This is a genomic window from Teredinibacter sp. KSP-S5-2 (assembly GCF_032773895.1).
Classification (GTDB): domain Bacteria; phylum Pseudomonadota; class Gammaproteobacteria; order Pseudomonadales; family Cellvibrionaceae.
This window is the reverse complement of the sequence record NZ_CP120416.1, coordinates 407,081-431,030: the sequence shown is the minus strand read 5'-3', so window position 1 is coordinate 431,030 and position 23,950 is coordinate 407,081. Positions and strand designations below refer to the sequence as shown.

Sequence of the window (23,950 nt, the reverse complement as noted above, 5' to 3'; positions counted from 1 at the left end):
GCGACAGGTATTGTATCCTATTTTACTGCCACACAAGAAAATGGCTTATAGACAGAGAATGGAGAATTATCATAACCATAAGGAGGAAGTGATGCCTGCCATTTCTGGGGATGGTTGTCGGGGTCCGAAATAGAAGGAAACTTATCCTTTCGCTTGGTTATTCGCCAGCACCTACCTGCCAATTCAGTATATCGATTCAAAATAGGGTCATACCCTCTAATCAATCTCCAGTGTGTAATTAAGAAGACCGGAACGCTATGTATAGTAGAGGCACTTATATCCTCAGCAGAAAACATTCCCGGAGCAGTGATCCAGTCTGGATGACTGTGTACTATAGCTTTTAGACCATTTGGCGCTTTCATATGCCCCAATTTTACAAAGCCGTTTGAGTCATGGACGGTATCTACTGGATGAGTATGATTCCAAGATGCATCATTTCTGTATATAAAAACACAATACTCCCAGTGTTTTGGATGCAGATTTGTGTACCCTAAACAATGGTTTGCTCCATAGTATATGGCATCACTAAAAGTGGAAAATTTAAAAGCTGATGTCGCCATGTTTCCTCTCCTTGTTCAGAACACTGTTTAACCCATCTTGATCGATACTATCGATAAACCTTATATCTAAATTCAAAAACAATGTATCTATCAGCAATAAAATTCAGAGGCTTTATCCGACATCCAACGGAATCCCCCTTATTTTTATACTACATTATTCAAACACACCTATAAGAAAGAGTGATACCAGCCCGACGAAAGGAACGGAATTTGTCACATCAGACGACATAACCCAGATAATAAAGATTAAAACATCAGCAACGGAGCATTGGGATGAAAAACAATTTCACTTTTCAAAATCACATGCACACTATCGTGATATTAATATTTCAAATATGTCTTTTCGGATGCACTCCAGTAATTACCAATGTGGAACCCAGTATCGGACTGCCTGGAGAGAAAATAAGTATTTCAGGCGACAGATTAACGGAAGGAAGTAATCCCCAAAAAGTCGACTTCAATGGCACGCCTGCCAGCTTTAGTAAAAAGGGAAATACGATCCTGGCAACGGTTCCTGAAGGCGCAACCACTGGCCCAATTCATGTTCAAACATTCTCCACCAGCTTTCTATCTAAAGGAGGAATAGCAACGAGCCCTTTCAACTTCAACATCCCGACCAATGCTTACACAGAACACGAAAACAACAACTCTTTTGAAACCGCAAATGACGCTGGATTATCGAATCTCATAATCGGCACGATTTCTGATGACGAAGACTACTATAAAGTAAAAAGCGGCCTATCAGGCCCATGGGGATATGGAATAGAGTTCCATGTAGTCCCGACAGTTCACCCCACAGAAGGCGTCACTCTATCTGTCGACATATATCGATACGACAAACACAAAAAGGAAAGCAGTTATATTGAAAGTTATACAGATAAAAACAAATTCACGCTATGGGAAACAGTCGCACCAGATACTGATATATATCTAAAAGCCTATTGGAGCGGGTCAACCTCTGAAAATGTATCCATAGATTACAAAATCCGAGTATCCAGAATACAAATCAACGACACGAACGAAGATGATGATTCGTTTAATACTGCGAAAAACATTGTCATTTCAGACGGGGTAGGCACACATGATACATCTTACTTATGCAATATAGATAAGAATGGCAACGCAATTGGCATGGACGACTACTACTCGTTTTACCCTAACGAAGCGGCAACAATAAGCTTGCTTGCTCTTACTCAACTCGATAAAAGTGATGGCGTCACTTTAGTTCTCTTTGACAATACATCACAACAGATTATGCAATCAAATGGCGATTATCTATCTTCAAACCTACACTACCAAATGCCCAACGGAGAAAAAGCATCCGGAAAATGGTCTATACGGGTAACAAATAGTTGGTACAGCTATACAACCCACGGAGCGGGAAATGAAACCATGCCAATAAGCTGTAAAAAACCCTATTCCCTCAAAGTAATAACAAAATAATGCTAAACACTAATGCCAGATGATAAACTTCCATATTTATTATCTGGCATTAGTTCATTTAATTTCCTGGCATTCCCTCTAGCTTGGGAATTAAATCCAACTCCTCATCCCAATTAGCCTTACTAGCCACACAGATATGTGCATCAGGCCGAATTGAGACATCATCATCCAAACTACCTGCAGGCACCACAGTTAGGCGTCCTTCCATTTGCACATTCGGAACAGCAGAACCACAGTGAGAACAGAAGCTTTTTACATGGCGTGAGCCAGGAACCTGGTAAGTATTGACCTCATCCTCACCGGACAACCACGTTAGCATTGCTGAAGTGGAAAACAGGTTGGCCGCATGAGCGGATCCGGTATCTTTACGACAGCGTTGACAGTGACACAGAAAGAAATGCTCAAAATCACCTTCAACAACAAAACGAACTTTACCGCAGAGACAGGAACCGTTAGTTTTCATAGATCCTCATACTTGTTAATGACGGAACACGTTTTCCGACTAACTTTATATATGCGCCGATTATACGCTTTTCGTTTTCAACAACTGAACTCAAAAAACAATAGTATATCAAAAACATACATTAGCACGTTACCCGCCTAAAACCCTTTTTAGGTGGCTTTACATTTTTTAAAGATCACTTAAAAAGATGATAACATCCAACTCAGTTATTGGAGATGAACTATGAATCAAATTGATTTCTACCAAGCAAAACTCAACTACGAAATTGATTCCTGGGATTTATCGGAAACACTCGGATCTGATGGCGATATTCTCGTGATAGACACAAGATCACCTGAAGCCTTTGCCCAAGAACATATTCCCGGCGCCATCAATGTTCCTCACAGAACCATGAACGAAGAAACAACACAGAACTTGGACAAAGCAAAGCTCTATGTTACGTATTGCGACGGAATAGGATGCAACGCATCCACAAAAGGAGCACTCAACATGTCAAAACTTGGCTTTAAGGTGAAAGAACTACTCGGCGGACTGGATTGGTGGAAACGAGACGGCTACTCTACAGAGGGGGAAAATGACACCAAAAAGGGTAACGTGTCGTGCGATTGCTAGAAACTAACTGGTAGAGACACATTCCCCAACGGAGCTTTACTGTATTGTAATCGTCCCTAAATATGACCAGGGGTAAACAAATAAATATACTCACCCCAAGCAAACACGAAACATTTTTGCATAGGTTAAGATTGACCACAGAAAAACCGGAAGCAAAAGGCACATCTAATGTCAGTACAATTAATCCGCGTAGAAGATACTTCCGACATTGATCACGTAGCCAAGCTAGCCAAGGAAATATGGACTGAGCACTTCACTCGAATTATTGGGCTCCCGCAAGTTGAATATATGCTAGCCAAGTTTCAGAACGCTTCAGCTATTCGCAACCAGATATCAAATGGATACGACTATTATCTGGCACAGCTTGAAACAGATTATGTTGGCTACATAGCGTTGGTCAATAACGAAAGCAAAACAATGATCAGCAAGATCTACACAACCAGCGCTTCACGAGGACAAGGCATTGGTAAAGCGATGCTCGATTTTGCAGAATCAAAATGTAACTCTGGGATCATTTGGCTAACGGTGAACAAACAGAATAACGACTCCATCGAATGGTACAAGCGACAGGGCTTCTCCATTAAAGCAAGCATTAAAGAAGATATTGGAGAAGGCTTCTATATGGACGATTACATTATGGAAAAACATTTAATCAAAAAATAACACTGACTCAATTGCTTTTTTAAAGCATTCGAAGCTTTATTCACATATGTTATGCAAAACAGAAGGAGGCCCGACATGAGGGAGATATTAATCGTTCCATACAACAACAGCTGGCCCAAACTATTTGAGCAAGAAAAAGAATTAATTTTCAAATCAATTCCCGTGGAAATATATCGTATTCATCACATTGGAAGCACTTCCGTCAAAGGGTTGCCGTCAAAGCCGATTATTGACATATTACTGGAAATCAAAAAGATTGAAACCCTGGACAAACTGAATAACTATTTCGAAAGAATAGGCTACGAATGCCTAGGTGAGTACGGTATAAAAGGAAGGCGCTACTACCAAAAAGGAGGGGACGATAGAACACATCAGATACACGCCTTCAGTACAAATTCAACACATGTTATTAGCCATTTGGCTTTCCGAGATTATCTTATAGCGAATAAAGATATCGCAGAAGAATATGAAAACGTAAAATCTAAAGCCGCAGAAGCCTGCAATAATGATATTGGCGTCTATTGCGACCTAAAAAATGAATTTATCGTTAAACACGAAAAACTGGCAGTAGATTGGTGGCAGGACACAAAAAGTTTAAACTAAGGCAATCATTATCTATCCATTTCCATATCGACTAACAAAACTATACGTCAAAAACATGAGCCAAAAGGAGCCAACATGATCGAAGGAAGTTGCCTATGCGGCGCAATCAAATACCAGGTAGAACTAATACCGGGAAAAATATTTAACTGCCACTGTCAATTTTGTCGAAAAGCCCACGGAGCAGACTACGTGACAGTAGCGCTCGCCAAAGCTAAGACTCTAGTTATTTCTGACGACAACAACTATTTAAAAGAACACCTGAACAATATAGGCGGCTATAGAGCTTTTTGTGGTAACTGTGGCACTCGGCTAATGAATTACGCACCCAATAAAAGTATCTACCTCAGCGTTACCTTATCCACTATCGACACCCCCATTAACCTGAAACCAGTCGCACACGTGAATACCGAATCAAAAGCTTGCTGGAATGAACCTTACGAAGGCATACCAAGCTTCTCACAGCTCCCTGACGGTATCGTGTAAATTCAAAAACAACCCTTACTCCAAAACAGGAAGTTTAATGAAAGCCAAAATTGCAGTATTCGGAACACTGAGATTTCCACCAGAAAATATTAAAAAACTTTTACCCCATTTACACAAATTGGTTACAGAAACCTACGCCAATGATGGTTGCATAGCCTATGACGTCGCGGAGGATCCTTTTGATAAGGGCCTGATTCGGTTTTCGGAATTATGGCCAAGTAGAGAAAGCTTAGACATGCATCTCAAAGCTCCGCATATCGCCCCATGGAGAGAGCAAGCAATAAAATATGGGCTGTCTGAAAGAAAGTTCATCTCATATGACATATCGTCAGATGCTGTATCGGTATAAGTATGAGCGACACAGCACCCGAGGAAGCCGAGTGAAGACAAGTTAAAGAGACAAGATTTTGCTAAAGCACATACAAAGCAAGGCTTAGCCAGAATTCACTCCGCCAATACGAAAAAAGCCAGTTCATAAGAACTGGCTTTTTGAATTTGGAGCGGAAAAGGAGGCTCGAACTCCCGACCCCAACCTTGGCAAGGTTGTGCTCTACCAACTGAGCTATTTCCGCTTGGCGTCCCCTAGGGGATTCGAACCCCTGTTACCGCCGTGAAAGGGCGGTGTCCTAGGCCTCTAGACGAAGGGGACACTAGGTATCTGAGACAACTGTCATCTCAGAAGAGGGGCGCATTCTATTGAGCCTCTCGGGGTCTGTCAACACTTTTGTAACACTAAAATGTCACGAATTTCGTTCCGCCCTTATGCGGATCAATTATTAAGCAAAAAGAGCACGATGTTTGCATAACCTAGCCTGGGCGACTAGCCTTAAATTAACTCCGGAAGCTTTTTTGTATGTCGTCAGTAACTATTATCACGTCGATCATTGTGCTGCTAGCTGCGCTGGTATGCTACGCCTTTATCTCGCAAACAATCAAAACCAAGCGGGAACAGCGTTACCGTTTGCTACAGGCGCTAAAAGTGCGTAATCGCAACTTTAAGTTCATGCTTAACGGCTTCCCAACCGGCTTTTTACCCAAAGAATTGACCCTTCTGGTTCAACGCAGCCTAATAGATGTATGTGAGCAGCTATCCCGCCTGGAACCCAACGACAAAGGCCATGTGGAGGATTTGCAAACGGCTTCGGCTCAAATGGCAGAAACACAACGGCAAACAACCGTATTGCAGAGAGCCCCACTGGAAAGCCACCAGCAAATCAAGGAAGTCAAAATGTGCCTGGAGGAGTTATACAGGTTTATTTTTGTGCTTGAGCGCAAGTCATCCATTCCCAAAAAATCGGCGGATGTATACCGAAATATGATCAAACAGCTGGTGGTTGACGTGACAGTCAGTAGCTATGAGCTGAATGGTCGCGCAGCGCAACAGGCTGGCAAGCTGAAACTGGCAGCCCATTACTACTCTACAGGCCTGAACCTGCTTCTACGCCAAGGAAAGTCCGGGATTCATGATCAGAAGATTCAACAGTTGAAAGCCTTGCTAGACCAGATCAACAAGGAAATCTCCCTCACCGAATCGGCAGATGGCATTCCTCCCGAAGAAGCCGCAGAACGTGCAGCTCTGGAAGGCCAGTGGGATAAGTTCTCCCAGGGTGAAGAGAGCCTATGGAAGAAAAAACAGGTTTACGATTAACCCCATCCTAACTCACCGAACAAGACACTATGCGGCTGATTTCACATAGCGGCCGGCCACTTTCCTCCCGCCATTGTAAAAACGCTCTTTGAGCCGCGTAGAAGTCCTTTTGAGCACTGGGCTCTTTTTCTATCACGCCTTCCAACTTGAGTACGGCAACAACGTCTTTGGTAAGTAAAAACGTATCCTTACCAACCATTCGCAGAAATGCTGCCCCCGAGTTACCTCCAAGCTGCTTGCCGCGCTTTTTCAGGGTAATCCACAAGCCCGCGATATCTTCCACTGGCCAATCAGCCAGATAACAACCAAAACTCCCATGCTCTTGCTGGATCGCTCGAACAAAGGCCGCGTTGTCACGCACTGCCTTAACCTTCCCCAAGTGTCGGATAATTCGCTTATCCCCCATTAAGCGTTCAATGTCTTCGTCGCTCAGCATGGCACAGGAGTACGGGTCAAACCGGTCAAATACTTCTTCAAAACCGGGCCATTTTTTGTCAACCATTTCATGTTTTAATCCCGCTCGAAAAATTCGCCGGGACATGTCAGACAAATACCTGTCATCGGTGACATTTTTCAGTTGCCGGGATGTTCTTGCTTTGGGTAACAATGCGGTTAAGGCTTCCTCACTACCTTTATGCAGGCATGCCGTGTGATAAATTTCTGCAAACGAACGCATAACACCTACCCTTTTTCAGCATTCAGCTGTATAGAGGCCGAGTTGATACAATAACGAAGCCCAGTTGGCTGAGGACCATCAGGAAACACATGCCCCAAGTGGCAACCACATTTAGAACAAACAACTTCTGTACGAATCATGCCGTGGGTAGTATCACGAATTTCATCAATAACCTCAGTTTGTTTAGGTTGATAGAAGCTTGGCCACCCCGAACCAGAGTCGTATTTGGTATCAGAATCAAATAATGGAGTTTGACAACAACGGCAAACATATTCACCCTGCGTTTTACAATCGTAATACTCTCCCGTAAAAGCTCTCTCCGTTCCTTTCTCTCGACATATGCGATACTGCTCATCGGTCAATTTTTCCCGCCAAATAGCATCGTCTTTTAGGTTTTGATCTGACATAATCACTCCTTAACCTAGGGATATTTTATGGGGCTTATGAAAAGCGTTATTCACTAATTTAAGGCACGAAACAAAAAATGCAACCGATAAACAAATCAGATAAATTACACGGCGTTTGTTATGACATTCGAGGGCCGGTTCTTGAGCACGCCATGCGTCTTGAAGAAGATGGCCACAAGATTATAAAACTGAATATCGGTAACCCGGCCCCGTTTGGTTTCGACGCCCCAGATGAAATTATTGCCGACGTTATTCACAATATACGCAACGCGCAGGGCTACACAGAGTCCAAAGGTTTATTCCCCGCCCGCAAAGCCATTATGCAGGAATGCCAACGCCTGGAAATTCCTGGTGTCGAAATTGAAGATATTTTTCTCGGTAACGGCGTCAGCGAGTTAATTGTCATGGCCAACCAAGCCTTGCTGAATGACGGTGACGAAGTACTGGTTCCCGCACCAGACTATCCACTGTGGACCGCTGCAGTTAGCTTGGCAGGCGGAAAACCTCGGCACTATATGTGTGACGAGCAAGCAAATTGGTTTCCCGATATCGAAGACATTAAAAGCAAAATTACGGATCGCACCCGGGCAATTGTGGTTATTAACCCAAACAATCCAACCGGTGCGGTGTACCCACAGGATGTGCTTGAGCAGTTAATCCAGATTGCCCGTGATCATAAGCTGATAATTTTCGCCGACGAAATCTACAGCAAAATCACATACGATGACGCTAAGTTTATTCCAATGGGCAAACTTGCTCAGGATGTTGTTTGCGTTTCCTTCAATGGCTTATCCAAATCTTATCGTCTAGCAGGTTTCCGCTCAGGCTGGTTGGTATTCAGCGGTGCCAAGCATCTTGCCACTGAATTTATGAAGGGTATTGAGATGCTGGCCTCCATGCGTTTATGTGCAAATGCACCAGCAATGTATGCCGTGCAAACCGCACTGGGAGGATACCAGAGTATTAATGAGTTGATCTTGCCTGGCGGTCGCTTGCTGGAACAACGTAATGCTGCCTGTGAAGAGATTGAAAAAATTGAGGGTTTGAGTTGTGTAAAACCTCAAGGGGCGATTTATCTATTCCCGAAAATCGACACCAAGATGTATAAAATCGAGGATGATCAACAGCTTATTTTGGATTTTTTAATTCGAGAAAAAATCCTGTTGGTGCAAGGCAGTGCATTTAATTACCCAACGCCGGATCATTTCCGCATTGTATTTTTGCCTACCGCGGAAGATATTCGTAAGGCCATTCGCCGGTTTGGTGAGTTCTTACAGCACTATAGAGTGTAATTTCGCAGGAGCGAGCATTGAACCAGGTTTTGAACGAGTTACATATTGAGGATTTTTGCAAAGACGCAGCAAAAATCCTTTTATTTCTCTACAAGCGGTTTCCAGTTAAGAACATCTTGTACGTGGAAGATATATGCGGCCCGGACACACCTGATGAGTTTGGCCTGCACAGTCCAAGGCATATGGCAGGTTTGAGCACAATGTTTTGGTTGGCCGAGAACGACTACATTTCATATTCTCAGGCCATTCGGCAGGAAGCCGTTGAAGATGCGGTGTTAACGGAAAAAGCATTTGCATCGCTTTCGGCCACATCCATTGCGTTATTTGAATCCGCATTACCGGTTGATGAAAGCTTTGCGTCCCGCGCGGCGGCGTTACAGTATGTATTAAATAATCGCAGCTCGGAGAAATTACGGGAAGTGGTTCTGGCCTTGTTAACCTATAGCTGACCTCAAGTGACGAAAGGATAGGAATAAATGTATTTCTACAGGTTGTACATTAGGACAAAGCCTCAAAAAACGCATAAATACATCCTTGTAGCTTGCTCAATTCATCCCTGAATTGAGCATTTTTGAGAGCTCCATCCTAATGCACAACTACCCGCCACAAGCGAATACTGTTAGTTATCTCTAACGTAAACAAACATCTTTAAAGAATGATCGGGGTCGATATCCGGGAAATCCACCGATGGCTCCAACACTTCACGTAAAACAAAACCTTCCAGGCGTGAATCAATAAGCTCTTCAAATTCCACACGCGTAATTTCCGGCGCGTTTAAACAGGCAAGAAAACACCCAGCCTCACTAACCAACTCATCCATTTTTGCAATGACTTTGCCATAATCCTTGGTCGCCACAAAACTGCCCTTTTGAAAGCTTGGAGGATCAATAATCACAACATCGTACGGCCCTTTGCGTTTAATTTTGCCCCACGAACGAAAAATATCGTGGGCGAAAAACTCCACTCCATCCAGAGAGATATCGTTTATTTTATGGTTAGCTCGGCCGACCGAAAGAGACTTTTTACTCAGGTCAATATTCACTACACCTTCTGCTCCAGCCTGCTTTGCCACAACGGAAAACGTACAAGTGTAAGCAAACAAATTAAGCACGCGCTTATTAGAACAGCGCTGCTCCAGCCATTTTCTAGCCGGTTCAATATCCAGAAAGAACCCCAGGTTTTGCTGATTAAATGACAACAAATACTTTAACCCAGTACGCAGTGCATGAGCTTGCTCAGGCATCGCCCCCAACCAGGGTTCAACGGGGGCTTTTTCCAAGTATCGCCGCTGCAATAAAATGGTGTTTACCGCCAACGGCCGCAACGTGTTTAACACCGTTTGTTTTATTGCTTCTTCCAACTCAGGGTCGCAAGCTTTGAAAAACGTAATAAAGACAAACGAATCAAACCAATCGACAACCAACCAATCCAAACCTTCGTAAGTTTTTCCGCGGCCATGAAATAGTCGACGGCTTTCCTGAAATTCATCACCCGAAGCAAAATCAGACAAAGCCTGGGTTAATGGTTGAAGCGTTGTTTCTATATCTGACATAAATAGTCCAGTCGATACAATAGTGTTTCCTGATACCCGGTTATGACAGGAATCAAACCGCTCCATTGCTTATCCAGAGTTTCATCCCCGGAGTCAATGAGTAGCGGGCGAGATTGCAGGTTACGCAATTTGGCTCGGGTAAGCACGGGCCATACATGTTCTTTTCCGATCAACTTCAGGACTTCAGGTGTGAGCTGTTGGTTGCCACGACCGATTAAATGCCCCTGCCCACCAATGGCCGTCAGAATAAGAAACACTTCGCGCGCACGGTTATCTTGCAATACCCCATAAATATCTTTTGCATTGCAGTCTTTCTTTATCAGGGTTTGATTTTCAACCAAGTCGATACCCAGCAACGTGGAATCCAGACCCAATTCTTTTTTAATAAAGTCCGTGGTCGACCCCGGCCCAAAGATAAATAACGCCTCGGGGTGATATTCCATTCGTTCCTGAATTTCATCACGAATGTCGATTAATGAAATTTCGTCTTCTTCACCACCGCCCTGTTTTACCTGCTGCACAAATCGGTCATCTGCCGGTACCAGCATTTCGCCATAGTATCGACTTTTAACAACACCCGAGCGAAATGCTTCCTCATCAATATCACGAACTTCTTGTTCCGTTAAACGAACAGCACGATTATGTAAAACCTGTTCAATTAACTCCGCACAGGCAGAAGGGGAAATACCGAATACACCGGAATGCATTTTTACACCGGAAGGAATGCCAAGAACGGGTAGCGTTTTTTCGATCACAGTACAGACATCACGTGCTGTACCATCGCCACCCACAAACAGTAATAAATCGATCTTTTTTTGCTGTAGCTGTTGAACAGCTTTTTTTGAATCGTCGGCAGTGGAAACCTCTGCAATATCGCAATCCAGTTTTTGATAGGTAAGCCCGACTTCGTCCAGAACGTCACCGCCCATTATTCCGGGTACGGTGAGAATATCCATTTGGCCGGCCAGAGGTTTTAGTTTTTGCCAAAAGGTCACTGCGCGCCTGGCTGCGCGTAATGTGTACTGCCCCTGTGCCGCAGCAGCCTGAATTTCACAGGCATCACTACCTTTGAGACCTTCCGGGCCGCCCACCCCCGCATAAGGGTTAAGAAAGAAACCGATACGCAAGCGGTTACCCTTGGTAGATAAATCAGTCATGAAGCAAAAAACCAATTCCGCTTAAGGTTGCCGCTAACTCGGGGGCAACATCGGTGAGACTGAAGTGAGATAACTCTCGTCGCTTGGGGTAATTTTTCCGTAACTGATCAAACACACCGGGCATCAGTGTTTTACTTTCTCGTAGTTTTTGATCATCTTCTGCAATATCGTAGGTGCTGAGTATGGTGGACTGAATATCCGATGCTTTAAGACTGACGGGCTCACCGAAGGCTTCCGTTTTTATGTCCTGTAAAATCTGTTCGCTTTGCGTAAGATCCCAATTTAAGTATTCGGTCAATGCAGAAAAAATCATAAAGGAGCCGTTAACACGTCCTTCATAACTGTAACCGGCGATATGCGGTGTACCGAACGCCAGATGGTCGAGCAATTCCAGATTAATATCCGGCTCGCCCTGCCACACATCCAGTATGCCTTTAAAGCTCGGCGTGGTTTTTATTCGTTCCAACAATGCGGTGTTATCAATGACATCACCACGCCCCGCATTTAAAAGCACGACATCCTCTTTTAATCGGCCCAGAACTTCCGCGTTAAACAGGTTCTTGGTGGGATGTGGCCCATCGACAGTAAGCGGAGTGTGAACACACACTACGTCAGACGTATAAACCGAATCGAACTCAGCAAGATCAGGAAGCTCATCCTGAGTTTTGAATGGGTCTACGCAATGACAGGTTAATCCGATCGCCTTTAACGCTTTATACAAGCGTCCACCCACATTGCCACAACCCACAATAGAAACTGTTGTTTGCGTATTTAATTTATCCAGCTTGGCGAGCGCACCCAAAACATATTGCACAACGCCATAAGCGTTACAACCGGGTGCACTGGCATAATGAATTCCCAGGCTTTCCATGTAGATTTTATCCAGATGGTCAGTACCAATTGTGCAGGTTCCCACAAATTTGACGTTACTGCCGGATAGTAATTGTTCATTCACGGCAGTCACTGAACGCACCAATAGAATATCGGCATCCTTAACGTCTTCCTGGGTCATCGTTCTGCCCGGTAGCAATCGAACCTCTCCAACATGGGAAAATAATTGCTGTGCATATGGGATGTTTTCATCCGCAACCAAAATCATAAGCTAGATCTCATTAAACATTTTTTTGAAGTTCAAATTCAGCCCCAGGTATTGCCCATAGCTTTCTAAAGCCGGTATATCCGGCTTGCGCATTTTAATATGAAACCGTCGTCCCAGGCTGGCGTCTTTAACAATGGTGGTCAACTTAAGAGCCATATCAATTTGTGCATTAAACTCGGTGAGTTTGTTAGCGATCGAAGCAGCGCCTCGAATATTGAGCTGCGCAACCGCGGGAATATTCCGCCGAATATTTCGCCATCCACCAAAGGCATGAATAAGCATTGAGGCAATCTTGGGACCAATACCCGGTACGCCGGGAATATCATCACTCACGTCGCCAGTTAGCGCGAGAAAATCGGCAATGTATTTTGCCTGCACGCCAAATTTTTCAGCAATATCAAAATGCGTAAGCGGTGCCTTATCCGGGTAATCCCATAATAGCGTGTCTGCGTGAATGGCAAGCTGACCCAGATCCTTATCCCGGGTAAGAATGGTGGCAGGAAGTTGTTTTTTTGCTGCCCGATGAGCCAGGGTGCCAATTAAATCATCCGCTTCAAAGCGTTCGGAAGCATAACTTGCGATTCCCATTAACTCCGTTATTTGCTTGCAGGCCTCCAACTGAAACGCCAATTCATCGTCGGGTAACGCCCGACTTATTTTATAGTCCGGGTAAATTTCATTGCGAAAACAGGTGGCCAAGCTTTCATCAAAACAGGCTGCGGCATATATTGGCTGCTCTTTAGCCAGAAACTTCCCCAGCCAGGTTGTGTACCCTCGTACCGCAAAAGTTGAATAACCTGATTCGCTTTGCCAGACATCCGGCATGGAAAAATAATATTTAAAAATGTAGATCGACGCATCGATCAAGTAGATCCTGTTCACAGTTACAACTTCTCACGGGTTTGGTTTTAGAGAATTTCTTCCAAAGAATAGGCGCTACATGAAAGAGCCTCTGATTGCTGGTAATAGGCAGCTAGTGTCTCGGCAAAATTACGAGCCCGCTCTGGCAAGCCTTGTTGGCAGTAATGCTTAACCTGGCTAAATACCGCCAGTTTAAACTCATGACTTGCGCCAATGTCACTGTTTAGATTATCGGAACTAAGATGAAATCTTTGGCCGCACGCTTTGGTGAAGATCCATTCCATGGCCTGAGGCTTGACCTCAACTTTCTCAAATAGCATCTGCTGCTCTTCCGTCCGACCATCTGGCGCATACCAATAGCCGTAATCTTCCTGCTCCCGTCTTTTTTGTCCGGCAATGCACCAGTGCGCAACTTCGTGTAACGCACTGGCAAAGTAATCATGCGTAAATACGATTTCAGCCAATCTATCTCCCTTTTGGGGGCGATAAACAGGCTCTATCCCACCCCCACATAAACGGGTGGTATAACGTTGCTGAAAACACCGATTGAACAACTCAACCAACTGATTTGCTTCGGCGACTAACGGATTTTGAACTTGCTTTACCATTTAATGTTCTAAACTCAATATAGGCTCAATACGGTAGTATTGAGCGCCAATGCTGTACTATCCCACATAACAGAAGGAGACCAAAAATTTTTTTACACCTAAGTATTGTGTTCTAGTATTAGTGCATATACTGTATGTAGTGATTGTGTAATCAATCTACTTGTTCCCCCTAATTCAAGGGAACCTTACTTGGAGGTGGTATTATGAAGACCTCAACTGATGGTCACAACATGGACAATGTGATCGACCTCTTCTCAGGGAGACCATACACTTCCCTCAGTGATTCTCGCATTATTCGTCTTGCACCCGAACTCGATGGCCTGGAAATGCTTTATTCCAATGAAGCCAGTGGAGAGAAATATTTCAGCTTAAAAGTTCTGTGCTGGGCTCTCAGAGCCAATGGCGAAGTCGTGGGCCTGGTACCCTGGTTAGACGATATTATCGCCTGCCCGGATATCGAAGACCCATTAAACGGCACATGGGAAGGTTATTATGACCCCGGTATAGACGAAGTCTTTTTTGAAGCGCCTATCCACAAGGTGGTTGAAGTAGAAACTGCTGCGGAATATTACGACTACGAGTGTGAACAGCCTAATGACATTGTACAGGAAATCCCCGATATGATCGGTACTCATGCAGTCATGGCGGACAAGGATTTTAAAAGCCTGGCACTCAAGGAAGTGGTGAGTTGGCGACTCCACAATGATGGCACAGTCTGCGGCATGGTTGTTGACGAAAACAAAGTAGAAAGTACTCCTATACTGCCTGGCGATAGTTGTTTATATCCTGCGCAGTCACAGGAAGACTTCCGTTACTTTTTCCAACATCACATCGCCAACAAAATTAAATCTGAGGATCCTGAAGCCCTAGCAGCAATTTCTTTGCTAGTTGAAGAGTCTTAAACACATTTAGCCGGTGGTGTCTTGGCAATCACATCCGGCAATTGCTTTTTAAGCAAAGGCACCAGTGACAAGCTGTAAATATACAGCATTCAATGCGGGGTTGATGTTTGACAGCACTTCTAAACATCAGGCTGGGTGTCCCTCTCCCAAAACTTTTCTCTCACACCTCTGACTTTTTTATGTAATAAAAAAAGTATTCGTCCTGAGTATTCTGCTGCACCAGTTCGTGACCAAGAAACTGACAAAACTTTGGAATATCGCGCTGGGTCGAAGGGTCCGTTGCTTTTACTTCTATAATATCCCCCGGCTTTGCATCACGCACTGCGTTATGCAACATCATTACCGGCTCAGGGCAGATTAATCCTGTTGTATCTAACTGGGTACTAATCTCAAGTGAATTGTTCGCTTTCAACACATAACCTTTATACAATTTGAGAACTTGGCATTATTCCGCTCAATTGCGGGTGCGAAGCTAAATAAGCTGGTTTATATTATTAAGCAAGAACAGGCGAATACCAAGTTCTTACCTCCCATAAAAACGAGCCCCAACAGGCTCTAATAAATTCAGACCAGGACCACCACACTATGATTCATGTTCTTATTGAGCGCAAAGTCGTTGATGGAATGCTTTCCACGTATATTGAAAATGCACGAACGGCGCTTCAATACACCTATGCAGCTCCCGGTTTTATTTCTGGTGAAACCTTTTCTGACGCGGACAACCCAAACCACAGATTTGTATTATGTCGATGGAATACTCTGGATGACTGGAAACACTGGGCTGAAAGCGATCAACGAAAAGAAGCCCAGAACAAAATTCGCCCGACACTTAAAACCCATGAGCGAGTGACGATCTTAAAAAATTCCTACATCAAGAGTTAAGCCCTGTAACGTTTTTTACAGACAGGCTCTTACAAAAAACGCTCAATATATTGACGCGTGTGGCTACCTGCGAGCTCAATAAGCTGTAATTGAGTCAACCCCGAACGCTTAAGTGGTGAAAAGTCATGATCACCACTTTCCAACCACTGTAATTGAACCCTGTCGGTCAACCCATAACCAGCAACCTCTTCCGGTACTCCAAAAGGGTCTCGTGTTCCCTGCAAAACCAGTAACGTTTGTTGCAATTCAGCGAAATGATCAACTCTTAAAGAGTCCGGCTTTTTTGGCGGATGAAATGGATAGCCATAACAGATACATCCTTGAACAGCATCAGGGTTCTCACTAAAAAACATACTGGCAGTGCGACCACCTAACGATTTGCCACCAATAAAAATAGGTATGTTTCCACGCGCTTCAGCCCACTCGACCATGTATTGCCAATGCTCAACTAACTCCGCCACCTTATTCGGCGGACGTTTTTTCCCCAAAGTTCGACGCTCCTGCATGTAAGGGAATTCAAAACGTATAACTTCAATGCTTTGCTCAAACAAGGAATCAGCCAGAAGATTCATAAAGGTTGAATCCATAGCCGCGCCAGCACCGTGCGCCAATAGAATGGTCGCAACCGCAGAAGACGGTGTTTGGATAAGGCATTCGCCCAGAGAATCAGACAAAACTTAGTGACCGCTATAAAATAGGCTGGATATTTAGCCGGCAGCTTTATGGAATTGTGCTTTGGTCAATAAGGTTAAGGACTGACCGTTTTCGTCATAGGAAATTAATACTTCACCAGATAACACCAAGGGTAACAGCTCTGCAACTTTTTCTTCCATAGAAAGCTCTGTGGCACCGTAATCTGTGCCTTCTCGAGTAATGTACGATTCGACAATTCCTCGAATTACCTCTTCTGTCAGCCTTTCGGCAGGAATAATCATCACGATTTCTCCACTTTGTGGTTCCGTAGCTTGTTCAGCCCGCCACATAATTTATTTTGTTAGCTTAACGTTACACATCGGTTAACGCGTCATTTATACTCTGGAACCCAGAACGAATAAAGTAGTGAGTTCCAGTCTATGAACACAAGTCTCATTCTTACCGTCATCAGTGAGGACAAACCAGGCGTTGTGGAGCACATCGCACGCGTAGTGAATAATCATAACGGCAGCTGGCTGGAAAGCCGCTTGAGCCAACTGGCTGGAAAGTTTGCCGGGGTGATTCGAGTCCAGGTAGAACAAGAACAACAGGAACCGCTTGTCACAGCACTGAGAGAACTGCGTTCACAGCAGATCAACATTATTGTCGATTCTTATGAGTCAAGCAACGCTCAAAACAGCCAAGCCCAGAAGGTTCGTTTTCACGCTGCTGGCCCGGACAGAACCGGCATTATTAAAGAGTTCTCTCAGGCATTCGCCAACAAAGGCATTAATGTTGAGGAACTCAATACCCTGTTATCCAGCATGCCATATAGCGGTGCCCCACTGTTTGAAGCCAGCGGTATTCTTGCCCTGCCCGAGAATATTGACCTGGACGACCTCACCGAAAAACTTGACGACATTGCTGACGAACTGGCAATGGACTTTTCTTTAGAACCTCTGGAGTAAACACCAGAGGTTACTCTGCCAGTCAGCTATCCAGCCGTTCTATCTCGATAGTAATGGCATTGGTGGAAATCTGTATCTCGTACACAGAAAACGCCAAAGAAATACTCAGCAACACCAAACTAACACCGAAGAGCACCTTACCGGCAATGATATAGCTTAGGAACAAGGCCAGAGTAGCCACCACACAACAGAAGAAAGAAGACACCCCAAACAACTGCATGGCCCGGATTATCTGCAAACGGGAGCGAAGACTGGCAATTTGCCTGCGAATAATGGCCTGGGTTTTGGCATCTTCCTTACCGCTTAGCTGGCGAATAACGTTGGTCAACACCACGAAACGATTAGTGTAAGCGAGCAACAGAAGTGATATCGCCGGGAACAATAGGCCCGGAGTTGTGATGGTGATCTCCAATTTTTATACCTCTATCGATTGAAGAATGAATTATCCGCCGCAAAGAGTGAGAATTAATTGTGCAAAATCAAGCCTCTCCTTAGGAATTCGGCCATTTCAGGGTATCATAGGGGGCTGAGCTTTAGGTCAAAGCCAGTATGCCCACAGGCAACAATAATATAACGGGCCAAAAACTGTATGTACCAAGAATACTTTGGACTGAAAGAACAAGCATTTTCAATCGCCGTAAACCCCCGCTATCTCTATATGAGTAAACAACATAGAGAGGCGCTCGCCCACCTGCTGTACGGTGCGCAAGGGGGTGGTTTCGTCTTGCTGTCAGGAGAAGTAGGTACAGGTAAGACCACCATCATCCGCTGTTTACTGGAGCAACTACCAGAAAACACAGATATCGCAATAGTGCTTAACCCTATGGCCAGCACCCTCGAAATACTTGGCTCGATGTGCGATGAGTGGGGGGTGAAGTATCACACCGATAAGCCCACAGTTAAGACCATTACCGACGCCCTGCAAGGGTTTTTGATTGAAAACCACACCCGCGGCCACAACTCGGTACTCCTGATTGATGAAGCACAACTTCTGCAACCGGAAACCCTGGAACAGATTCGACTTCTGACCAATCTGGAAACCACCACCAAAAAGCTGTTACAGATTATTTTGGTTGGCCAACCTGAGTTGAATGAGTTATTGGCCCAACCAAGGCTACGCCAGCTTTCACAGCGTATCACTGCCCGCTTCCATTTGAAGCCGCTAACGTTCGAAGAAACCCAGTCATACATTAACCACCGGCTACGCGTCGCGGGAATGCCAGAGGATCGCAACCCCTTTACGCCACGTATAGTAAAGCGCATCCACGATTTTACCGGCGGCATACCCAGATTAATCAATATTCTCTGCGAGCGCACATTGGTTGGTGCCTACGGTAATAATAAGCACCAAATTGACAACTCCATATTTCAGGCCGCCCAAAGGGAGGTGTCTGGTGCAGACGCAAAATCCAGCCCATCCGCTTTTAAACAGTATTGGAATACCACCACAGCTTCCATTACATCTGCAGTCGCAGTGGCATTAGTCTTTGTTTTATTCCTGATTGGCAACAACGGCCAAGAAGCTACGGAAGCCGAAGCGAATACCTCACCAGCAATGCCGGCCACGCAAACCGCTCCAACCAACACCACAGTTACGCCGCCAGCTTCTCACCCACTGCAGACTCAAGCCACGCCACAACCCAAGACTGACGCTCCCGTGGCGATTGGCAGCCATGAAATAAAGGATTACACCAAAGCACAGGAATTACTCATTACCTATTTAAACTTTCCTGTAACCTCCGAAACACACCCGTGCTGGCAGCTTACCCGCCAGGAAATCAAATGCCAGGACGACAAACTCCGTACCTGGAAAGAGCTGTCAGACCTTAACCGCCCAGTTATATTGACCTTGACCACACCGGCCAAATTTGTCGCCTATGCAGTATTGATTGGAATGAATGACGATGAGGCTCTATTGATTACCGACACAGGTCAGCAAAGCACACATGCATTGGCAGAACTCGGGCCAAGCTGGACCGGCGAAGTTTTTTATCTCTGGCATAAACCCCGCGGTTACAATGAGCCAATGGCCGTCGGCAGCCAGGGGCGAACTGTGCGTTGGGTAGCGGAGCAGTTCGCAAAAATAGATAATCAACCCCGGCCATTAACCAAAGGCAAATTTAACGATGCCTTAAAAGAACGCATAAAATTCTTTCAAAGAGAACAGGGATTGGAAGCCGACGGCATACTCGGGACCAATACACTCATGAAGCTCAATGAAATTCTAGGGCTAGACACGGTACTCGAACGTAATTTCAACGATAATCAAGCCAGCAATAATTACTAAAATAAATCGTTATGTCGTTAATACTTGATGCATTAAATAAGGCCGATCGAGAGCGTCAACCGCCGCCCTCAACGCCGGATATTCAATCAATTCACCAGCCTTATGTTGCTCCCGTGGAAATTGCCCCCTGGAAAAAGGGTATCCCCTATGCATTGGGTGGCATGTCCCTCGTTTTGTTTGTATTGGTTATTTATTTACTTAGCAATAAAAACAGCGAGACAACGCCGCCTGCGATAGTAAAAGCCACCCCGCCCAGTGTTACAGCGACACCCCCCCCAGTTCAACCGTATATCGACAATGTTCCTGCGCAGCAACCCGATACAACGCCCCCGGCGGTAAGCCCGGTGACTCAACAGCCTACGCAGGCAGTAAAACCTGTAGTAAAAGCACCGGAGAAAAAAGCACAGTACAAGCCTGCCGTAGATTCTCTTTATTCGCGAGAGCAAGTCACACAAGAGGTTGAGCCGGAACAAACAACCCAGCGTGCCCCGGCAAAACCCAAAGAGGAAAAACGCCCGCAGCTGGACGAGCAAACCATCCAGCAACTTATGGCGGGTGAAAGTATTCAATCAGTCCGGGATTTACCTTGGTCTATTCAGGAAAAAATTCCTACGATCATGTACGCGGAACACAACTATCAAACCAATGGCAATTCATCGGTAACGCTAAATAAAGCGGTGAAGCGTAAAGGTGATCAGGTTTTCCCAGGCATATATATCGAAGAAATCAGACCTGAAAGCTTGGTGTTAAAATATCAAGGGGAAAAATTCAAGTTGGATGCTCTCAGCAGCTGGGTAAATATGTAGCTGACGGCAGGGACGCTGGAATGCGCATTATAGGCACCTAACCACCGATAGGCATCCAACCTCCATAACAAAAAATCATCTACACAATAATGCTGATTTCAAGTAATAGAAAATTAAAGTAAACCCCAAGCTATTTCCACGACACGCCGTAAATACGTCCATGTAGGCTCGTCGCCAGCATCCCTGCTGTCGACGGTCGTGCCTATAGCTTGGGGCTTACTATCCAAATAAATTCTATACGTGGAAGAATAACAAGAAAAAAGTGAGAAGCAATAGTTCAGCGGTTAACTATAGAAAAGCGGTAAAGTGATATCTATGGGCATTTTTGAAAACCGAAGAACAGACAAAAACTTACTTGTGTTGGAAAACATTCTTAGTTCAACACTTCTCGCCAAAAAATAATTCGGTCATGCCCTCGATAACTACCAAAAGTAAACGTTGCCTTTGGCAAATGGTCATCCGAATAATCACCATCCTGATTCCAATCCGAACGTAACCAAGGGTAAAGTGTTAAGTTCACGTCCACATCAATAGAACCCATATTCCCAGCGCCTGGCGCGGTAAAATACTGCCCCGCATCACCGGCAGAAAAATGAATACTCCCCGCGCTGTCATCAGCATACACCACAGTGGAAGTTCCACCACCGACAACAACGGTACGGTTTGCCAATATATCAATCGTACCAACCGGAAAAGCAATCGTAGACTGAGCAACCGCCGTACAATTATCAACATTGTTTTGCACCCACAAGTTACCGTTCCAATACTCGGTCACAAACTCAACCGGCAGATCTGCAGTTTCCGGACCGAAGGCATCCGTCAAACGCAAACGACCAAAATAAAATGGTAAAACATCCAGATCAGAAGCATTAATACGGATCGCATCACAGCTGTTTGTTATAGAACAATCGCCCAAAGTGGCCGCATTCATATTAAACACAGTAGAATCAAAATCTCGGTTATCGTGTTCTGATTGAATATTCACCCCAAACAACATTCCAGTTAACGGCGATTCAATAACTGTATCCCGATTAAAAACAGCAGACATATTCGATGCAATATATTGCCCAGAAACCCAGCCAATAGGACTTAACGGGTTCATTTCAAAACGACTACCAAGATCCACACCTAAATTATTATTCTCGGCAACGTATCCAATAGTCGCAACGCCTTGATAATTTGCGCTGAGGTTAGTTTGATTATTCCGGTAGTTGGTACTAACCATTCCCGAACTGGTCACCGCACTTAGCGCGAAGTTTACGGTTAAATTATCGTGACTAAGGTAACTGAACGTGTCACATGAATTTATAATTGACGAACCTATAGCAAACTCAAAATGATGGGGATAAAAACGACCGATATTACTACTTTGAGTGACGATAGATAAACCACCGCTAGCCAAGTAGTCCCCATCAGCAATATCCGGGGCCACAGTAAAAGCTCCCACCTGCGGCCACGAAATCGTGCTATTTACAAAAGTCACAGGTGAACCGACAACCCGAGTAAATGTGTCAGAGAGATTTAATCCAGTCACGTCACCCCCATCAGGGTAAACAATGACTAAATTGGTAAAATCAATTCCCTCAGGTACAGTTTCATTCCCATAATTGGGCGTAACAGAATTCTCTGAATCCCTAACTTCCACAGTGACTTGAAAAGGCTCCCCCGCAGCAATAAAACCTGGCATACCGGATGTTGTACCGGGATTAATTGTGGAGCCAGAACGAACATCCGTAATCACCATAGTATGCGGGCGCACGATAAAATTATTACTGCTACCAAACATGTACACTCCCGAAGGAGTGCCATCCTGCAATTCTATTTCTTTACGAATATTCATATGCAACTGCCCGACATCTTTGTATTTAAGGTCAAGGGTTGCAGTAGAATCCGGACCAAAACGCAGATTAGGAATTAACGTATAGACAGAAGCCGTTCCTGCAACGCCATCGTCCGCGGTAGTCGCCACGTTCGTAGTGATTGCATTGTTGGTTATTTGTAAGTTAACGCCAGCACAGCTACTTGGATTAACACATTCAGCGTTGAGTTCCACAGCAACATCAGCACCATCAGCAAAAAGCCCAACACACTCTCCAGAGTTTAGGTCTGTTCGTATTGCCTGAATCTGGACACCGGCTTCGGTATCACCGGCAACAAAATTATTTACCAGGCCAGAAAAACTGAATCCGGTATTGGCAAAAATGAAATCCGGATCATCCAAAGCGGATGTTGCAACACCGGTTGTCTCTGTAATACCGCCATCAGAAACATTAATGCTGAATGTTTCGGCCGTATTTGCTGCAACATCAGGGTAATTAAAGAATAATGAAACAGATGTTTCTCCTGGAGCAAAGGTATAGCTGGCTACACCATTATTCGCACCCGGAGCAGAGGTCAAATTGGCTGGCGTTCCAGTTTGGACGCCAGTCCACGCGCCTTTTCCAGTTGATGTAGATAGATTTATTGTCACACCACCATTATTAATTCCACCTAGGTGTGCTGAATCATGAGGGGTAATGGTCACAACTTCCGCCGCACACGTAACTCCCGTACCGTCATGGGCAATATTGTAGTGATCCACAACCGAGCCATCGTTACAAAATTCACCAAGATCGATACTCGATAATGCCGCCGCATCATAGGTAATACTTGAGGCACTAATTAATGTGACATTTCCCCGTGAAGTGATAGCACCATTGACATGACTCGATGCGCTAAGCTGCGTACTTCCACGAGAATAGATATAACTGTTGAGCGTTGAACTGGAACCGATTTGAATATTCGACCGAGAAAAGAAAAATGTGTACCGAGGCGCACCTGCACTATTCACAACGTTTTGCGAACCAAACACAATTTCTCCACGGACAAAAATACGCACAGTCCCCGGAGACGACACAATTATTTCTGTATTAAAGCCTGTGGTAAAAGAACCACGAAAAGCATAGTCTCCAGGTTGAAGCGTTAATGTTGTTTCACTGGAAGTGAGCAAACTATTATAATTCCCGGGAGCAAGCGTTCGGCTCTCCTGATACGCCAGAGTCACATCCGGTTGCCCATTCGGAAACAAATTAAAGTTACCGGCAGAAGCCAGGTTATTTCTGGCCGTGCAATCCACAGTATCACAACTGTTAATCGAATAGCCTGCATTATCATTTAGATTGTTAGTATATAAACTATTTCCCGGAGTACTATAAATAACAGAACCGTAATTAATATTTACCGAGCCATTGTGTTGAGCGTTGGATGCTGCCCCGGGAAAAACATCCGCACAGGCAGCTGCCAGGCTTTTTGAGCTCAGCAAACATAACCAAAGGGATAAAATTCCTACAATTATTCTCACGTATT

General features: G+C 44.7%; 28 protein-coding genes and 2 tRNA genes. 14 read left to right on the top strand and 16 right to left on the bottom strand.

Features of this window, described 5'->3' with window-relative positions; all coding sequences use genetic code 11:
• Positions 1 to 17: 17 nt before the first annotated feature.
• Positions 18 to 560, bottom strand: a complete 543-nt coding sequence (locus P5V12_RS02010; protein ID WP_316955559.1) for a hypothetical protein — start codon at positions 558 to 560, stop codon at positions 18 to 20.
• Positions 561 to 833: 273 nt separating this feature from the next.
• Between P5V12_RS02010 and P5V12_RS02005 the strand changes: the two genes are divergently transcribed.
• A complete protein-coding gene (locus P5V12_RS02005; RefSeq protein WP_316955558.1) occupies positions 834 to 2,003 on the top strand; it encodes an IPT/TIG domain-containing protein in 1,170 nt (389 codons plus the stop codon).
• 58 nt (positions 2,004 to 2,061) lie between these two features.
• Here P5V12_RS02005 and P5V12_RS02000 read toward each other — a convergent pair whose 3' ends face one another.
• On the bottom strand, positions 2,062 to 2,466 hold the full coding sequence (locus tag P5V12_RS02000) for a GFA family protein (protein WP_316955557.1): 405 nt from the start codon (positions 2,464 to 2,466) through the stop codon (positions 2,062 to 2,064).
• Between the two features lie 222 nt (positions 2,467 to 2,688).
• On the opposite strand from P5V12_RS02000, the gene P5V12_RS01995 reads away from it, so the two are divergent.
• From P5V12_RS01995 to P5V12_RS01975, 5 genes are all read left to right on the top strand, one after another.
• The gene (locus P5V12_RS01995) at positions 2,689 to 3,078 is read left to right on the top strand and encodes a rhodanese-like domain-containing protein (protein ID WP_316955556.1); all 390 of its coding nucleotides are present in this window, start codon (positions 2,689 to 2,691) and stop codon (positions 3,076 to 3,078) included.
• A gap of 168 nt (positions 3,079 to 3,246) precedes the next feature.
• On the top strand, positions 3,247 to 3,741 hold the full coding sequence (locus tag P5V12_RS01990; RefSeq protein WP_316955555.1) for a GNAT family N-acetyltransferase: 495 nt from the start codon (positions 3,247 to 3,249) through the stop codon (positions 3,739 to 3,741).
• 75 nt (positions 3,742 to 3,816) lie between these two features.
• Complete coding sequence (locus tag P5V12_RS01985) at positions 3,817 to 4,344, top strand: GrpB family protein (protein ID WP_316955554.1); 528 nt, start codon at positions 3,817 to 3,819, stop codon at positions 4,342 to 4,344.
• A gap of 75 nt (positions 4,345 to 4,419) precedes the next feature.
• Complete coding sequence (locus P5V12_RS01980; protein ID WP_316955553.1) at positions 4,420 to 4,827, top strand: GFA family protein; 408 nt, start codon at positions 4,420 to 4,422, stop codon at positions 4,825 to 4,827.
• A 37-nt stretch (positions 4,828 to 4,864) separates the two neighbouring features.
• Entirely contained in the window at positions 4,865 to 5,176 is a 312-nt protein-coding gene (locus P5V12_RS01975) for a putative quinol monooxygenase (RefSeq protein ID WP_316955552.1), read from the top strand.
• A 147-nt stretch (positions 5,177 to 5,323) separates the two neighbouring features.
• On the opposite strand, the gene P5V12_RS01970 is transcribed toward P5V12_RS01975, so the two are convergent.
• Positions 5,324 to 5,399: transfer RNA gene (locus P5V12_RS01970), tRNA-Gly, on the bottom strand.
• Between the two features lies 1 nt (position 5,400).
• Positions 5,401 to 5,476 (bottom strand) — tRNA-Glu (locus P5V12_RS01965).
• Between the two features lie 204 nt (positions 5,477 to 5,680).
• On the opposite strand from P5V12_RS01965, the gene P5V12_RS01960 reads away from it, so the two are divergent.
• Positions 5,681 to 6,475: a hypothetical protein gene (locus tag P5V12_RS01960; protein ID WP_316955551.1), complete on the top strand. Its 795-nt coding sequence runs from the start codon at positions 5,681 to 5,683 to the stop codon at positions 6,473 to 6,475.
• Positions 6,476 to 6,482: 7 nt separating this feature from the next.
• On the opposite strand, the gene P5V12_RS01955 is transcribed toward P5V12_RS01960, so the two are convergent.
• Both P5V12_RS01955 and msrB read right to left on the bottom strand, forming a co-directional pair.
• A complete protein-coding gene (locus P5V12_RS01955; protein WP_316955550.1) occupies positions 6,483 to 7,151 on the bottom strand; it encodes a DNA-3-methyladenine glycosylase I in 669 nt (222 codons plus the stop codon).
• Between the two features lie 5 nt (positions 7,152 to 7,156).
• Positions 7,157 to 7,558 carry a peptide-methionine (R)-S-oxide reductase MsrB gene (gene msrB / locus P5V12_RS01950; protein WP_316955549.1) on the bottom strand — a complete coding sequence of 134 codons (402 nt, stop codon included), beginning with the start codon at positions 7,556 to 7,558 and terminating at the stop codon, positions 7,157 to 7,159.
• Between the two features lie 77 nt (positions 7,559 to 7,635).
• Here msrB and P5V12_RS01945 point away from each other — a divergent pair, with 77 nt between their 5' ends.
• Entirely contained in the window at positions 7,636 to 8,850 is a 1,215-nt protein-coding gene (locus P5V12_RS01945; RefSeq protein ID WP_316955548.1) for a pyridoxal phosphate-dependent aminotransferase, read from the top strand.
• 17 nt (positions 8,851 to 8,867) lie between these two features.
• Positions 8,868 to 9,299 (top strand): hypothetical protein, encoded by a 432-nt coding sequence (locus tag P5V12_RS01940; RefSeq protein WP_316955547.1) that lies wholly within the window; start codon positions 8,868 to 8,870, stop codon positions 9,297 to 9,299.
• Positions 9,300 to 9,469: 170 nt separating this feature from the next.
• Here the strand turns inward: P5V12_RS01940 and P5V12_RS01935 are convergent, their stop codons facing one another.
• The 5 genes from P5V12_RS01935 to P5V12_RS01915 are packed head-to-tail and all read right to left on the bottom strand — an operon-like array spanning position 9,470 to position 14,127.
• Complete coding sequence (locus tag P5V12_RS01935) at positions 9,470 to 10,402, bottom strand: class I SAM-dependent methyltransferase (protein ID WP_316955546.1); 933 nt, start codon at positions 10,400 to 10,402, stop codon at positions 9,470 to 9,472.
• Positions 10,390 to 11,559 carry an ATP-NAD kinase family protein gene (locus P5V12_RS01930; RefSeq protein WP_316955545.1) on the bottom strand — a complete coding sequence of 390 codons (1,170 nt, stop codon included), beginning with the start codon at positions 11,557 to 11,559 and terminating at the stop codon, positions 10,390 to 10,392. Before P5V12_RS01930 ends, P5V12_RS01935 begins: the two co-directional genes overlap by 13 nt.
• Positions 11,552 to 12,658, bottom strand: coding sequence for a 4-phosphoerythronate dehydrogenase (locus P5V12_RS01925; protein WP_316955544.1), 1,107 nt, complete (start codon positions 12,656 to 12,658; stop codon positions 11,552 to 11,554). Before P5V12_RS01925 ends, P5V12_RS01930 begins: the two co-directional genes overlap by 8 nt.
• A 3-nt stretch (positions 12,659 to 12,661) precedes the next feature.
• Positions 12,662 to 13,540: a 5'-3' exonuclease H3TH domain-containing protein gene (locus P5V12_RS01920; RefSeq protein ID WP_316955543.1), complete on the bottom strand. Its 879-nt coding sequence runs from the start codon at positions 13,538 to 13,540 to the stop codon at positions 12,662 to 12,664.
• A gap of 26 nt (positions 13,541 to 13,566) precedes the next feature.
• Complete coding sequence (locus tag P5V12_RS01915; protein ID WP_316955542.1) at positions 13,567 to 14,127, bottom strand: elongation factor P hydroxylase; 561 nt, start codon at positions 14,125 to 14,127, stop codon at positions 13,567 to 13,569.
• Positions 14,128 to 14,330: 203 nt separating this feature from the next.
• Here P5V12_RS01915 and P5V12_RS01910 point away from each other — a divergent pair, with 203 nt between their 5' ends.
• Positions 14,331 to 15,029, top strand: coding sequence for a hypothetical protein (locus tag P5V12_RS01910; protein ID WP_316955541.1), 699 nt, complete (start codon positions 14,331 to 14,333; stop codon positions 15,027 to 15,029).
• Positions 15,030 to 15,189: 160 nt separating this feature from the next.
• Here the strand turns inward: P5V12_RS01910 and P5V12_RS01905 are convergent, their stop codons facing one another.
• On the bottom strand, positions 15,190 to 15,369 hold the full coding sequence (locus P5V12_RS01905; protein WP_316957402.1) for a sulfurtransferase TusA family protein: 180 nt from the start codon (positions 15,367 to 15,369) through the stop codon (positions 15,190 to 15,192).
• Between the two features lie 245 nt (positions 15,370 to 15,614).
• Here P5V12_RS01905 and P5V12_RS01900 point away from each other — a divergent pair, with 245 nt between their 5' ends.
• The gene (locus P5V12_RS01900; RefSeq protein ID WP_316955540.1) at positions 15,615 to 15,911 is read left to right on the top strand and encodes an antibiotic biosynthesis monooxygenase family protein; all 297 of its coding nucleotides are present in this window, start codon (positions 15,615 to 15,617) and stop codon (positions 15,909 to 15,911) included.
• Between the two features lie 29 nt (positions 15,912 to 15,940).
• Here the strand turns inward: P5V12_RS01900 and P5V12_RS01895 are convergent, their stop codons facing one another.
• Entirely contained in the window at positions 15,941 to 16,585 is a 645-nt protein-coding gene (locus tag P5V12_RS01895; protein WP_316955539.1) for an alpha/beta family hydrolase, read from the bottom strand.
• Between the two features lie 33 nt (positions 16,586 to 16,618).
• A complete protein-coding gene (locus P5V12_RS01890) occupies positions 16,619 to 16,846 on the bottom strand; it encodes a YheU family protein (protein WP_316955538.1) in 228 nt (75 codons plus the stop codon).
• Between the two features lie 138 nt (positions 16,847 to 16,984).
• On the opposite strand from P5V12_RS01890, the gene P5V12_RS01885 reads away from it, so the two are divergent.
• Positions 16,985 to 17,512, top strand: coding sequence for a glycine cleavage system protein R (locus P5V12_RS01885; RefSeq protein ID WP_316955537.1), 528 nt, complete (start codon positions 16,985 to 16,987; stop codon positions 17,510 to 17,512).
• A gap of 22 nt (positions 17,513 to 17,534) precedes the next feature.
• On the opposite strand, the gene P5V12_RS01880 is transcribed toward P5V12_RS01885, so the two are convergent.
• Positions 17,535 to 17,924 carry a DUF2721 domain-containing protein gene (locus P5V12_RS01880; RefSeq protein ID WP_316955536.1) on the bottom strand — a complete coding sequence of 130 codons (390 nt, stop codon included), beginning with the start codon at positions 17,922 to 17,924 and terminating at the stop codon, positions 17,535 to 17,537.
• A gap of 177 nt (positions 17,925 to 18,101) precedes the next feature.
• On the opposite strand from P5V12_RS01880, the gene P5V12_RS01875 reads away from it, so the two are divergent.
• Positions 18,102 to 19,799: an AAA family ATPase gene (locus tag P5V12_RS01875; RefSeq protein WP_316955535.1), complete on the top strand. Its 1,698-nt coding sequence runs from the start codon at positions 18,102 to 18,104 to the stop codon at positions 19,797 to 19,799.
• A gap of 11 nt (positions 19,800 to 19,810) precedes the next feature.
• A complete protein-coding gene (locus P5V12_RS01870; protein WP_316955534.1) occupies positions 19,811 to 20,605 on the top strand; it encodes a general secretion pathway protein GspB in 795 nt (264 codons plus the stop codon).
• A gap of 373 nt (positions 20,606 to 20,978) precedes the next feature.
• Here the strand turns inward: P5V12_RS01870 and P5V12_RS01865 are convergent, their stop codons facing one another.
• Complete coding sequence (locus P5V12_RS01865; protein ID WP_316955533.1) at positions 20,979 to 23,945, bottom strand: DUF6701 domain-containing protein; 2,967 nt, start codon at positions 23,943 to 23,945, stop codon at positions 20,979 to 20,981.
• Positions 23,946 to 23,950 lie beyond the last annotated feature (5 nt).

What these genes read in the sequence shown, in the direction of transcription:
- P5V12_RS02010 (WP_316955559.1), bottom strand. Translation starts at nt 560, where the DNA reads ATGGCGACATCAGCTTTTAAATTTTCCACTTTTAGTGATGCCATATAC.
- P5V12_RS02005 (WP_316955558.1), top strand. Translation starts at nt 834, where the DNA reads ATGAAAAACAATTTCACTTTTCAAAATCACATGCACACTATCGTGATA.
- P5V12_RS02000 (WP_316955557.1), bottom strand. Translation starts at nt 2,466, where the DNA reads ATGAAAACTAACGGTTCCTGTCTCTGCGGTAAAGTTCGTTTTGTTGTT.
- P5V12_RS01995 (WP_316955556.1), top strand. Translation starts at nt 2,689, where the DNA reads ATGAATCAAATTGATTTCTACCAAGCAAAACTCAACTACGAAATTGAT.
- P5V12_RS01990 (WP_316955555.1), top strand. Translation starts at nt 3,247, where the DNA reads ATGTCAGTACAATTAATCCGCGTAGAAGATACTTCCGACATTGATCAC.
- P5V12_RS01985 (WP_316955554.1), top strand. Translation starts at nt 3,817, where the DNA reads ATGAGGGAGATATTAATCGTTCCATACAACAACAGCTGGCCCAAACTA.
- P5V12_RS01980 (WP_316955553.1), top strand. Translation starts at nt 4,420, where the DNA reads ATGATCGAAGGAAGTTGCCTATGCGGCGCAATCAAATACCAGGTAGAA.
- P5V12_RS01975 (WP_316955552.1), top strand. Translation starts at nt 4,865, where the DNA reads ATGAAAGCCAAAATTGCAGTATTCGGAACACTGAGATTTCCACCAGAA.
- P5V12_RS01960 (WP_316955551.1), top strand. Translation starts at nt 5,681, where the DNA reads ATGTCGTCAGTAACTATTATCACGTCGATCATTGTGCTGCTAGCTGCG.
- P5V12_RS01955 (WP_316955550.1), bottom strand. Translation starts at nt 7,151, where the DNA reads ATGCGTTCGTTTGCAGAAATTTATCACACGGCATGCCTGCATAAAGGT.
- msrB (WP_316955549.1), bottom strand. Translation starts at nt 7,558, where the DNA reads ATGTCAGATCAAAACCTAAAAGACGATGCTATTTGGCGGGAAAAATTG.
- P5V12_RS01945 (WP_316955548.1), top strand. Translation starts at nt 7,636, where the DNA reads ATGCAACCGATAAACAAATCAGATAAATTACACGGCGTTTGTTATGAC.
- P5V12_RS01935 (WP_316955546.1), bottom strand. Translation starts at nt 10,402, where the DNA reads ATGTCAGATATAGAAACAACGCTTCAACCATTAACCCAGGCTTTGTCT.
- P5V12_RS01930 (WP_316955545.1), bottom strand. Translation starts at nt 11,559, where the DNA reads ATGACTGATTTATCTACCAAGGGTAACCGCTTGCGTATCGGTTTCTTT.
- P5V12_RS01925 (WP_316955544.1), bottom strand. Translation starts at nt 12,658, where the DNA reads ATGATTTTGGTTGCGGATGAAAACATCCCATATGCACAGCAATTATTT.
- P5V12_RS01915 (WP_316955542.1), bottom strand. Translation starts at nt 14,127, where the DNA reads ATGGTAAAGCAAGTTCAAAATCCGTTAGTCGCCGAAGCAAATCAGTTG.
- P5V12_RS01910 (WP_316955541.1), top strand. Translation starts at nt 14,331, where the DNA reads ATGAAGACCTCAACTGATGGTCACAACATGGACAATGTGATCGACCTC.
- P5V12_RS01905 (WP_316957402.1), bottom strand. Translation starts at nt 15,369, where the DNA reads ATGATGTTGCATAACGCAGTGCGTGATGCAAAGCCGGGGGATATTATA.
- P5V12_RS01900 (WP_316955540.1), top strand. Translation starts at nt 15,615, where the DNA reads ATGATTCATGTTCTTATTGAGCGCAAAGTCGTTGATGGAATGCTTTCC.
- P5V12_RS01890 (WP_316955538.1), bottom strand. Translation starts at nt 16,846, where the DNA reads ATGATTATTCCTGCCGAAAGGCTGACAGAAGAGGTAATTCGAGGAATT.
- P5V12_RS01885 (WP_316955537.1), top strand. Translation starts at nt 16,985, where the DNA reads ATGAACACAAGTCTCATTCTTACCGTCATCAGTGAGGACAAACCAGGC.
- P5V12_RS01875 (WP_316955535.1), top strand. Translation starts at nt 18,102, where the DNA reads ATGTACCAAGAATACTTTGGACTGAAAGAACAAGCATTTTCAATCGCC.
- P5V12_RS01870 (WP_316955534.1), top strand. Translation starts at nt 19,811, where the DNA reads ATGTCGTTAATACTTGATGCATTAAATAAGGCCGATCGAGAGCGTCAA.